Annotated in this window: 14 protein-coding genes and 1 pseudogene; 11 read left to right on the top strand and 4 right to left on the bottom strand. The window is 43.4% G+C overall.

Features of this window, described 5'->3' with window-relative positions; all coding sequences use genetic code 11:
- Positions 1-185: 185 nt before the first annotated feature.
- A complete protein-coding gene (locus tag FWF39_RS02260) occupies positions 186-1,439 on the bottom strand; it encodes an MFS transporter (RefSeq protein WP_343381808.1) in 1,254 nt (417 codons plus the stop codon).
- Positions 1,440-1,656: 217 nt separating this feature from the next.
- Between FWF39_RS02260 and FWF39_RS02255 the strand changes: the two genes are divergently transcribed.
- The 4 genes from FWF39_RS02255 (at position 1,657) to FWF39_RS02240 (ending at position 4,678) form a co-directional block, all read left to right on the top strand.
- Positions 1,657-1,908, top strand: coding sequence for an HgcAB-associated protein (locus tag FWF39_RS02255; RefSeq protein ID WP_343381807.1), 252 nt, complete (start codon positions 1,657-1,659; stop codon positions 1,906-1,908).
- A gap of 2 nt (positions 1,909-1,910) precedes the next feature.
- The gene (locus FWF39_RS02250) at positions 1,911-2,735 is read left to right on the top strand and encodes an arsenite methyltransferase (protein WP_343381806.1); all 825 of its coding nucleotides are present in this window, start codon (positions 1,911-1,913) and stop codon (positions 2,733-2,735) included.
- A gap of 201 nt (positions 2,736-2,936) precedes the next feature.
- Positions 2,937-3,341 carry a 30S ribosomal protein S6e gene (locus FWF39_RS02245; RefSeq protein ID WP_343381805.1) on the top strand — a complete coding sequence of 135 codons (405 nt, stop codon included), beginning with the start codon at positions 2,937-2,939 and terminating at the stop codon, positions 3,339-3,341.
- Positions 3,342-3,430: 89 nt separating this feature from the next.
- The gene (locus FWF39_RS02240; protein ID WP_343381804.1) at positions 3,431-4,678 is read left to right on the top strand and encodes a translation initiation factor IF-2 subunit gamma; all 1,248 of its coding nucleotides are present in this window, start codon (positions 3,431-3,433) and stop codon (positions 4,676-4,678) included.
- 5 nt (positions 4,679-4,683) lie between these two features.
- Here FWF39_RS02240 and FWF39_RS02235 read toward each other — a convergent pair whose 3' ends face one another.
- On the bottom strand, positions 4,684-5,115 hold the full coding sequence (locus tag FWF39_RS02235) for an NUDIX domain-containing protein (RefSeq protein ID WP_343381803.1): 432 nt from the start codon (positions 5,113-5,115) through the stop codon (positions 4,684-4,686).
- A 124-nt stretch (positions 5,116-5,239) separates the two neighbouring features.
- On the opposite strand from FWF39_RS02235, the gene FWF39_RS02230 reads away from it, so the two are divergent.
- From FWF39_RS02230 to FWF39_RS02200, 7 genes and pseudogenes are all read left to right on the top strand, one after another.
- Complete coding sequence (locus FWF39_RS02230) at positions 5,240-5,662, top strand: PIN domain-containing protein (protein ID WP_343381802.1); 423 nt, start codon at positions 5,240-5,242, stop codon at positions 5,660-5,662.
- Positions 5,663-6,244 (top strand): DNA-directed RNA polymerase, encoded by a 582-nt coding sequence (locus FWF39_RS02225; protein ID WP_343381801.1) that lies wholly within the window; start codon positions 5,663-5,665, stop codon positions 6,242-6,244. It begins immediately after the preceding gene.
- A 13-nt stretch (positions 6,245-6,257) separates the two neighbouring features.
- On the top strand, positions 6,258-6,443 hold the full coding sequence (spt4, locus tag FWF39_RS02220; RefSeq protein WP_343379762.1) for a transcription elongation factor subunit Spt4: 186 nt from the start codon (positions 6,258-6,260) through the stop codon (positions 6,441-6,443).
- A 37-nt stretch (positions 6,444-6,480) separates the two neighbouring features.
- Positions 6,481-7,008, top strand: a complete 528-nt coding sequence (locus tag FWF39_RS02215; RefSeq protein WP_343381800.1) for a DUF359 domain-containing protein — start codon at positions 6,481-6,483, stop codon at positions 7,006-7,008.
- Between the two features lie 43 nt (positions 7,009-7,051).
- A complete protein-coding gene (locus FWF39_RS02210; RefSeq protein WP_343381799.1) occupies positions 7,052-7,363 on the top strand; it encodes a hypothetical protein in 312 nt (103 codons plus the stop codon).
- Between the two features lie 77 nt (positions 7,364-7,440).
- A pseudogene (locus FWF39_RS02205) lies at positions 7,441-7,605 on the top strand (30S ribosomal protein S27ae); the annotation flags it as partial.
- A 43-nt stretch (positions 7,606-7,648) separates the two neighbouring features.
- Positions 7,649-8,080, top strand: a complete 432-nt coding sequence (locus FWF39_RS02200) for a hypothetical protein (RefSeq protein ID WP_343381798.1) — start codon at positions 7,649-7,651, stop codon at positions 8,078-8,080.
- A 129-nt stretch (positions 8,081-8,209) separates the two neighbouring features.
- Here FWF39_RS02200 and FWF39_RS02195 read toward each other — a convergent pair whose 3' ends face one another.
- Together FWF39_RS02195 and cofD are read right to left on the bottom strand one after the other, a co-directional pair.
- Positions 8,210-8,881, bottom strand: coding sequence for a DUF47 family protein (locus FWF39_RS02195; RefSeq protein ID WP_343381797.1), 672 nt, complete (start codon positions 8,879-8,881; stop codon positions 8,210-8,212).
- A 279-nt stretch (positions 8,882-9,160) separates the two neighbouring features.
- Positions 9,161-10,084 (bottom strand): 2-phospho-L-lactate transferase, encoded by a 924-nt coding sequence (gene cofD / locus FWF39_RS02190; RefSeq protein ID WP_343381796.1) that lies wholly within the window; start codon positions 10,082-10,084, stop codon positions 9,161-9,163.
- Between the last annotated feature and the right edge of the window lie 35 nt (positions 10,085-10,119).

Genomic DNA, 10,119 nt, shown 5'->3' with positions numbered 1-10,119 from the left:
TCGGTTTGGGCGGCAGATCGAAATGGTTCGGGTAAGCAGATAGATTGGCATTTTACCACAAAACAAGCAAGAGGTAAACTAAAACATCTATATCCTAACTTATAATGCGGTCAAAGCAATATTACTTAAAACAGGAAGTTAGGGATCAAACTTATTATGAAAGTTAGCGAACTTGGTTCTATTTATCATGTTCTTAGCGCAACGAACTTTAGAATTATAAAGGCTAACAGAAAGACGGTGGCGGCAATTAGAAACGTGGGCAGATAGTTGAGGTTGCTTGCTAGGTAGGGTCCTAGAAATGAACCGATGCCGGTACCTACCCCGATAAAGCTGTCAAATAAACCTGCTTTTCCTTGGGGGGTGATCTCCATAGAGAGTGAAAGCATCATGATGTGGTACACTCCATAGGCAAAGCCGATCAGAACCAAAACCAGTCCTGTTATTATATCGGGTGCAATGACAAACTGAACCGCAGCCACTAAACCAAAAATGAGCATGCTTCGGATGAGCACAAAGCGTGGTAACTGTTTTCTTAGATCCATCGAGTATGCACGGTTATGGATAAAGAAATACCCAGACATTGCTCCCAAGGAATTGAGCAGGTATGCAAAATAGACAAAACTAGTCGAGGTCAACCCTAAGGTATGGTGCTGACTCACGATGTCGCTTAAAAAAATCGGCAAGGGCGTAAAAAATATACTTGTAGCCAAAGAGAACATAATAAGCGCAACAGCAAATCCTCCAAAACTCTCCTGTCGGGGGAGTCTAAAGCGGTTCATTGTATATGATTGCATACCGCGATAGGCAAAGTTGAGTTTTCTCTCAATGCTGACTAAACGCCGCTCAAAAATAATTAGCGGATCAGCAACTAGGAGAACTGTGAGAATAAACGCAACCACGCTAAGCCCGCTGCACAGATACAGCGTATAGGTTGCCAAAACAGCGGGGCTCAAGGCGGCAAATGTAAATAATCCTCCCGTGAAGACTAAGCCTATTGCCAAGCCGATAAAATAGCCCATTTCAGTGATACCCTCATATAACCCGTAGGATTTTTCCCACTCATCTCGGCTGTAATTTTCAGCAACCAGCACGTTTTTTGGAGCTTCATGGGACATGTGGAGCACCTGCATTACTACATAGAGCGTAACAAACACCAGTATATTTTGTGCAAACGGTAGTGTCATCATAAAGAGCAGTATGGCTGTGGATGAGAAAGAGAGCAGAATAAAGACTTTATAGCGTCGGGTTCTGTCGCAGAGGTAGCCCCAGATATATGATGCAGGAATTGAGGCAAACACCGCAATAGATGTCATGATGCCTAATGCGACCAGTGGTCCGCCTAACATACTTGTGTCGTTAAACGCGACCAAGTAGAGAGGTATGAAGACACTTAGTAAACCAAATGCCATCTCGTGGAAGAAAAACCCAAGCCGCCACATAATCAACAGACCCACAAAGGACCAATTAAAACCTTAGCTCAAACAAATACCGTTTAGCTCGAAGCGCCACCGATAGCACTTTTGCCGCATATCGACGTTTTTTGGCTTTAAGACTGTTTGTAGCAAAAAATCATCCTATTAGGTGGATATGTCTGATTTTTCAGAAAAATCCGATAAGTTTAAAGCCTAAAAGCACCCTATTTATCGAGTGCTGAATATGGTAAACTGCCAAGACGACACTTGCACCATAAACTCTATTATAACCATCGATGCAAAAGGACAAATCATCCTCCCAAAAGACCTCCGAGAAAAAGCCAACTTTAAACCAAATGACAAACTCGCCATTGTAACCTGCGAAAAAGACGGCGCCATTTGTTGCTTAATGATGATAAAAACCGAAAAACTCACCGACGCAGTCACAAAAACACTCAGCCCACTGCTCAAAGCAGTAACCACCCAGAAGGGCTAACCATGAACGAGGAAAACATCAAAAAAATAGTTAGAGACCGTTACGCAAAAGTCGCCAAAACCAACGGGTCCTGCTGCAATGCAAACACAAATTGTTGCACTACCCCAAGTGATAAACAAATCAGCAAACTCGTAGGCTACAGCCAAGAAGAAATCTCAGAAGTACCCCCAGGCGCAAACTTGGGCCTAGGTTGCGGCAACCCAACGGCCCTAGCAACCCTAAAAGAAGGCGAAAAAGTCATGGATCTGGGCTCAGGTGCAGGATTTGACTGCTTTTTAGCATCAAAAAAAGTCGGACAAACCGGCAAAGTAATCGGCATAGACATGACCCCTGAAATGATCGATAAAGCCCGCCTAAACGCACAAAAAGGCAACTATACAAACGTCGAATTCAGACTTGGAGAAATCGAAAACCTGCCCTCAGCAGACAACTCTGTTGATATAGTTATCTCAAATTGCGTCATCAACCTATCCCCCGACAAAAAACGTGTCTTCCAAGAAGCCCACCGTGTATTAACTCCAACCGGTCGATTGATGGTATCTGATATAGTTCTGCTAAAACCTCTACCCGACGCACTACGGCAAAGCGTTGAAGCCTATGTCGGATGCATAGCAGGCGCGGAGCTCAAAAATAACTACCTTGAGTTGATAATTGAAGCAGGTTTCCAAAACGTCAAAATCCTGCAAGAAAAAGTATATCCTCTTGACTGCATAATAAGCGAACCAAAAACCACTGCAACCCTTACCAGCTTAGGTATGACCCTCCAAGAGGCAAAACAAGCTACAGATTTGGTTGTTAGTATAAGCGTTTTAGCCACAAAACAATAAAAGATAACGCTATGTTGGTGTCTAAAAAATTTTAGACGCTTTTCTGTACTTACTCAGCTATAGCTGTCTTTAAACGATGCTGGCATTGTGTTAGCTTGTTTACTTATCTATAAACATGGACCGCGGGATGGCTCTTTTTGGGCTAAAACCTTAAATGGGAGTTGCCCAACTTCATATTTCCGCTGGAGAGTAAATCTGTAAATGGCAAAATTCAAAGTCATAGTTTCCGACCCACAGACGGGTGCATCCAAAGTAGTAGAGCTTGAAGAAGCACGTGCAAGCCCCTTCATCGGTAGAAAATTGGGTGAAACCTTAGATGGTGCAGTCGTTGATTTGCCAGCACACAAAGTGCAACTTACGGGCGGTTCTGACAGTGACGGTGTTCCTATGCGTGCAAATGTTCATGGCGGTATACGCCGTGCAGTTGTCCTTAGCGGCGGCACCGGTTTTAAAGCTAAACGCGACGGCGAACGTAGACGTAAAACTGTCTGCGGCGACGTCATCACTGATGAAATCGTTCAGGTCAACATGAAAATCACCGATCGCCCCGCTGGCGCGGCACCTATTGCTTTGCCGGTTAAGGCCGAGCAGGCACCTGAACAATAATTTTTTGTCAGGGCGCATGCCCAAACCTTAAAAAGTGCCATAATTAATTTCTTTATTCATTCCAGGCTTATTAGAAGAGAAGAACCCATATGAGTAACGCTACTAAGGATTTGCCAAAGCAACCCGAAGTCAACATCGGCACCATTGGACATGTTGACCACGGTAAAACTACACTTGTTCAGGTATTGACAGGTACGTGGGCATCACGTCATAGTGAAGAACTAAAACGTGGTATCACCATCAAACTCGGTTATGCCGATATGCCCATTTATAAGTGTCCCAACTGTCCTGCACCAAAAAACTATACCATAAAACCTGTATGTGAAGCCTGTAACAGTGAAGCAGAGTTTATACGTGCCATAAGTTTTGTCGATGCTCCTGGACACGAAGCGTTAATGGCAACAATGCTCTCAGGTGTTGCAATCATGGATGGCGCCATTTTGGTCATTGCGGCTGATGAACCTTGTCCTCAAGCCCAGACCCGTGAACACCTTGCAGCCGCCGAAGTTAGCGGTGTAAAAAATATAATCATCGCCCAAAACAAAATAGACATAGTGGATCAAAAACGGGCACTTGAGAGTTATAAAGAAATTAAAGAATTTGTAAAGGGCACAGTAGCAGAAAACGCTCCCATTATCCCAATTTCAGCACAACGGGGCATAAACATCGATGTGCTCCTTGAGGCTATTCAAACAATTATCCCCACACCTAAACGTGATCCCAACCTAGCACCGCTTATGTACATCATTCGTTCTTTTGACATCAACAAACCAGGTACAACCATCGAGGGCCTAGAGGGCGGAATCATCGGCGGCACTATCGCTCAGGGCAAATTCGCCGTAGGCGAAGAAGTCGAAATCCGACCCGGTATCATGTCAGAGCGCGAAGGCAAAACCGTCTACACCCCGCTTATTAGCGAAATTGTTAGCCTACACTCAGGTGTACAGGAAGTCGAAGAAGCAACCTGTGGCGGTTTAATAGGCGTTGGAACTCTGCTAGATCCCTCCTACTCTAAAGCTGACGGTTTAACCGGTAGCATCGTTGGAAAAACCGGACAACTGCCCCCAATCGTGACAGAACTCACCTTGGAAACCCATGTGCTAGAACGCGTAGTGGGAACCAAAGAGTTACTAAAAGTTGAAAAAATCAACCCCGATGAAGCCTTGTTGCTCCACATCGGTGCAGCGGTCAATGTCGGTAAAGTCATAAACATCAAGCAGAACACAATTAAAGTAAAGCTGACCCGTCCCATCTGTGCATTGCCCGGTTCCCGGGTTGCCATCAGCAGAAAAATAACTGCCAGATGGAGACTCATCGGATACGGTTTTATAAAATAAACTAGTTAGTCTTTGACTAACCCTTTTTTCTGCAAATAGTCGTGTGCTTTTTCCAACGTTTCTTTGGCGTTTTTAAACGTCAACTTTTCTATGGCGGTTTGATAGTCGGCCCATAGATAGTTGATGTGCTCAAAGGAAAGTTTGATTTCATCGGTTTGTGCTTCGATGAGATAGACTATGACTTCTTTGTTTACAGTTAAGCCCTGTCGACGGTAGAAGTAACTGAGTGACTCCCTAAAGCCTTCAATGAACTCTGCGGTTGTTATGCCTGTTTCTTCCATCATTTCTCGTGTGACTGTTTGTTTCTCTGATTCGTTGGCTTCCACATTGCCCTTAACAAAGTCCCAGTGTCCGGCAGTGTAGTTGAGAAGTAGATATCGGGTTTTGTCTTGATTGTTAATGTATATGACTGCGCCGCAAGATTTTTCATGAAGCACTCTTTTTCACCTGAATAAACAGATTTCAGTGACACTTAATATTTAAATAATACCAAATGGAATGCCCGATAAACGGCAACATGTTTAAGCCTCTATTTACCTTAACTATATAGGAGCCAGAAGTGTGGCAGTTTTACCTATAAAAGCTGAACCATTAAAGATTATTTTGGATTCTAATGCATTGTTTGTGCCTCTTGAGGTTAAACTTGACATTTTTGAAGCCCTTAGGGTGTTGCTTAGCAGAAATATTGAGTTTGTGTTACTCTCACCGGTTAAGCATGAGCTGAAGATGCTGGCATCTGAGGGTGCGCCTAAGTTACGACGTCAGGCGACTTTTGCATTGCGCTTAGCTGAGAAATGCCGTTTAGTTGTTGTTGAGGATCACAGCGAAATGGTTGATGATATTATACTGCGAATCGCCCAAAGCTGGGGTGTTCCAGTTTTTACAAATGATAGATTGTTGCGGCGGAGGCTAAGAGATATAAGTGTGCCAGTGATTTATCTGAGACAAAAATCTCGTCTTGACATTGATGGGTTGATTTCATAGATGTTCAAACTGATTACTCTACAAGATACTATCCGTATCCCGCCCGAAACCTTTGGTAACCCCTTAGAGAAAGTGGGTAGAGACCAAGTGAAGCAAAAGTATGAGGGTATTGTGGATGAGGAATTAGGCTATGTTATAGCTGTGACCGGTATAGAGGTAAGTCCAATCGGCAAAATCATTCCCGGTGACGGTGCAACTTATCACAAAGTAAACTTTAGTCTTCTCACCTTCTATCCTATCATACAGGAAATTGTTGAAGGTGATGTGGTGGAAATCGCTGATTTTGGCGCGTTTGTCCGCATCGGACCAGTTGATGCATTACTCCACGTATCTCAGCTCATGGATGATTACATCAGCTATGATGAGAAACAAGGCGTCCTCTTAGGCAAAGAATCGAAACGCAAACTTTGCTCAGGCGACCAAGTCCGCGCAAGAATCACCGCCGTCTCGCTGGGCCGCGCTGGTAGCAGTGGAAAAATTGGCATAACCGCACGTCAGCCATTTTTAGGCAAACTAGAATGGCTCGATATGGACCAAAATAAAACCGAGAAAAAACCTGATGCGCCAAAGGAACAAGCATAACGGACCTGATTAGATGAGTGAAAAAGCCTGTACTAACTGCCACTTCATAACCAAAGATAATGTCTGCCCCAAATGTAGATCCACAAGCTTTAGCGAAGACTATAGCGGTTTGGTGGTAATGTTTGACCCCGGCCATAGCGCCATCGCGAAAGCCATGAATATCAAAGAAAAAGGCCGATACGCCCTAAAAGTGCGTTAACACCTTTTTTCCCTCTTCTTGTTTGCTGGTTTAAACCATGACGTCCGCGTACACTCTAACGTCGCGGTTGCGTGTTTTTCTCAAAGAACCATTTGGCACCCTAATCGAGGGTACACCACAAGAGACCATGGCTAAACTCAAAGTTCTGCTGATATCTGAACAACCGCCGGAGTTGATTTCAGTGGGTGATGTGGTTTCCCAAAACCTCCATGAATACGGTGTCAACCCTCAGCTCACAATTATTGACCATGTTTCTCTGCGCGATATCGCTATGCCTCGACAAGATCCTGTAGAAAAAATGGTGTATGTGCAAAATCCTCAGGGAACCATAACTGAGCAGGCTATATTGGCAGTTAAGGAGGCCTTAGAGTCTGAGGTGCATACACACATCATTGTTGAGGGCGAGGAGGATTTATTGGTGCTAATAGCTGTGTTGTATGCCGCTAAAGATGCGTTTATCGTTTATGGTCAGCCCTACTGCGGTATTGTGGTCGTTAAAGCATCCTCTGAGAAAAAAGCACAGGTAAAAGAGTTCTTAAATGAGATGAAAACTTCGAAAAGCTAAATAAGAAGAATACTGTTTGAATTTACGCCTTAAGTGAACACTAATGCAAATCAAAATAGATTCAACCAAGGAGAACCAACTTCTGAAACGGACAGAAGTAGGTTTCACCATCGTTTCTGGTCCAAAAGAGAAAACTCCGCAGCGACTAGAAGTCAAAAAAGCCGTTGCAGGTGAATTAAAAATCGGTGCAGAAGTCGTTTACGTTAAACGTATGCGTACCAAAACCGGTACAAGCATCACCCAAGGAGTTGCAAATGTTTATCAATCCGTTGCTCAAGCCAAACTAGTAGAGCCAGAGTACATCCAAAAACGGAACAATCCCAAAGAGAAATCTGCTGAAGAGGCGAATGCATAATGGCACCAAAGAATGACCCAGCGGCAAAAGGAGCTGCAGGTGCAAAGAAAGACGATAAAGCAAAGTCCGATAAGAAACGTAAAACCGAAAAAGGCGCCAAAGACCTCTACAAGGTTGAAACTGATAAAGTTTCCCGCGTACGCCCTGCCTGCGAACGGTGTGGCACCGGATACTTTATGGCAGACCACCATAATCGCTACACTTGCGGTCACTGCGGATTTACGCGCTATAAGCAAAAATAAGCAGTTTTAAATCCTCCAACTACACTATTCTTTTTGACCTACCATGCTTCGAGTTAATGTTACCGTTTCAAGCATCTCAGCAGAACGATTCTGGGATATCCGCAAACCGATTCCACCCATCCAGATAAACACAAACATCAACGTGGTGGGCATGGAAAAAAAGCAAGATAACTCTCTTGATGTGCCCTTTGTCTTATCAATCGTCTATAATCCCTCCATCGCACAAATGAACCTCAAAGGTACCGCATACGTTATAGGTGACAAAGAAGAAGTCGACAAAATTCTCAAAGATTATGAACAGAAAAAACCTCCGGCACAGATAATCATCCAATCAATATCCAATGTAGTTTTCATCGAATCAGTACTAATTTCCCGCTCCCTCAATATTCCCCCCCCAATCCCGCTACCCCAGATTCCCGAAGCCGGAGCAAAACCAACAAACACCAAACCCGAAGGCAGAGACTACAGCCGATAACTCCCTTAACCACTGTTGCGAAAAATTTGAAAACCTGCCCTACACGGCAGATCTATCTCTTCTTTATTCTTGCTTGTTTTCTCTTCAAAATAAAGTGATTGACAGTGCACAAAAATAAATAAAAAGAGTTTACTCTCTACTTGAGAGTACTTGTATGTAGTCAGCTGTGTCAGCGCACATGTCTGCGGCCTGTTCTATGAATTCGATTAAGTCATCAAATATGACCATGGCACCACAGTTCATGTTTACTCCATACTTGATGAAGAGATTTTTTGTTTTAAGATATTCTTTATCTATGGCCTGTTCAATTTCTCCGACTTGTTTTGCTTCCTTTATGGCTTCATTTGGGGCGGCGGAGATTTTTTCGATACTGCTCCGTAGAGTCTGAGCGGTTTCAACAAGTTTGGAGGTCATAAAGACAGTTTTCTCTGAGAGCTCCTGAGGAATTTCGGCTTCAGATAGCATTTCGAGACATCGGGCGGCATCTTTGGTATGGTCAGCTAGTGTATCTAAGCGCTTGACAAGGTGTAACAGGTCTTCACGGTAATCAGAAATCAGCGCGGCACCTTTGGAGAGTTCCATAAACGTGTCGCTACGAAGTTTGTCAACTTCTTCTTCGGCATTATAGAGGTTATCGATGTATTTTTTGGCTTCTGAAAAATTCTTCTCAGAGAAGCATTTAGTTGCTTTATGTAACAAAGTTACAGTATCAAACGCTTTAGTTATCTGTTCATGGGCTAATTCTAAGCCTATGGTTTTGCGGCGTTGTTCAAACCACTCGTAACTTTTCTTTTCAGCCATACCATCCATCTCTTGGTTGATTAGTATTTATTGTGCTTAATATAACCTATTGTTTTCTTATTTAAAATAAGATCAGTTTAAGCTTAGGTTTTTGTTTTATTTTATTTTTTTTAAATATTTATTTCATTTTATACTTATATGTGGCTTAAATGCCTTGTTGCATTTGTTTCTTTATGAATGTTTTTTTAGTTTTTGATCTGCATGATCACTCGAGTTTGCTTGCTTATCAAACGTTTATGATATACACATACGTAGTGTAGGTTGTTAACCTGCTGAAAACTAGCTCGATAGAGTTGCTTTAGCCAGTGAAATTTTATCCTCCAACGATTTCATTATCGTGTTGGTTACTAAAACATCTACGCCCAGTTTTTCAATTCGCGTTCTCTCCGCGGCATCTCTAATATCAATCACAAAAGCATCAAGAAAATCAGCATAAAGTTTAGCAACACTGTAGGCAGAAACCTCCAAACCTGCACTTTGCAACATCTTATCAGCTGGGCCCTTAAGCGGCATTCCCCCAACAATCGGACTTATCGCAGTCACCCGTGCCTTTGTTTGCTGAAGCGCTTCTCTGATGCCCTTAACTGAGAGAATCGTGCCGATACTCACAATAGGGTTGCTTGGGCAGACAATCACCCGATCTGCATCTAGGAGCGCATCTAAAACTTGTGGTGCCGGCTTTGCAGATGCCACGCCATCAAATTGGATACTTAGAATTTCATCTCTACATTGATCTCTAACAAAATACTCTTCAAAATGCATGTTACCTATATGCGTGGTTATGCGGGTTTCAAAATGGTCATTGCTCATAGGCAAAATCTTGATTTTAAGTCCTAAACTACGACTAACTTCTCCGGCAATATCTGCAAGCGATGCTCCCTGCGCCAAACGCTGGGTTCTGTAGATATGTATAGCTAAATCTTGGTCACCGACATTAAACCACGTGCCAGCGGCATTGTACCTTTTGAGTTTATCCAAACAACAGAAGCTATCCCCTCTGACCCCCCAGCCTTTTTCCTCATCCACAACACCTGCCAACGTATAGGCAACTATGTCCACATCAGGCGAGATATGCAACCCAAAAAGGTTGATATCATCACCTGTGTTGACAATCACTGAGAGGTCTTCTTCTCTGATAAGCCGCACTAAACCTGTCAAAAATCTGGCGGCACCTACTCCACCCGCTAACGCAGTAACTCTCAAAACCTACGCTCTCCTTGTTGAAGCATAGCTAATCG

Source organism: Candidatus Bathycorpusculum sp., from assembly GCF_009778815.1.
GTDB lineage: Archaea > Thermoproteota > Bathyarchaeia > Bathyarchaeales > Bathycorpusculaceae > Bathycorpusculum > Bathycorpusculum hydrogenotrophicum.
The sequence above is the reverse complement of the archived record's forward strand: the minus strand, read 5'-3'. Positions and strand labels throughout refer to the sequence as shown.

Bases quoted from the DNA above. Each gene is read 5' to 3' on its own strand.
- FWF39_RS02260 (WP_343381808.1), bottom strand. From the start codon at position 1,439: ATGTGGCGGCTTGGGTTTTTCTTCCACGAGATGGCATTTGGTTTACTA.
- FWF39_RS02255 (WP_343381807.1), top strand. From the start codon at position 1,657: ATGGTAAACTGCCAAGACGACACTTGCACCATAAACTCTATTATAACC.
- FWF39_RS02250 (WP_343381806.1), top strand. From the start codon at position 1,911: ATGAACGAGGAAAACATCAAAAAAATAGTTAGAGACCGTTACGCAAAA.
- FWF39_RS02245 (WP_343381805.1), top strand. From the start codon at position 2,937: ATGGCAAAATTCAAAGTCATAGTTTCCGACCCACAGACGGGTGCATCC.
- FWF39_RS02240 (WP_343381804.1), top strand. From the start codon at position 3,431: ATGAGTAACGCTACTAAGGATTTGCCAAAGCAACCCGAAGTCAACATC.
- FWF39_RS02225 (WP_343381801.1), top strand. From the start codon at position 5,663: ATGTTCAAACTGATTACTCTACAAGATACTATCCGTATCCCGCCCGAA.
- spt4 (WP_343379762.1), top strand. From the start codon at position 6,258: ATGAGTGAAAAAGCCTGTACTAACTGCCACTTCATAACCAAAGATAAT.
- FWF39_RS02215 (WP_343381800.1), top strand. From the start codon at position 6,481: ATGACGTCCGCGTACACTCTAACGTCGCGGTTGCGTGTTTTTCTCAAA.
- FWF39_RS02210 (WP_343381799.1), top strand. From the start codon at position 7,052: ATGCAAATCAAAATAGATTCAACCAAGGAGAACCAACTTCTGAAACGG.
- FWF39_RS02200 (WP_343381798.1), top strand. From the start codon at position 7,649: ATGCTTCGAGTTAATGTTACCGTTTCAAGCATCTCAGCAGAACGATTC.
- FWF39_RS02195 (WP_343381797.1), bottom strand. From the start codon at position 8,881: ATGGCTGAAAAGAAAAGTTACGAGTGGTTTGAACAACGCCGCAAAACC.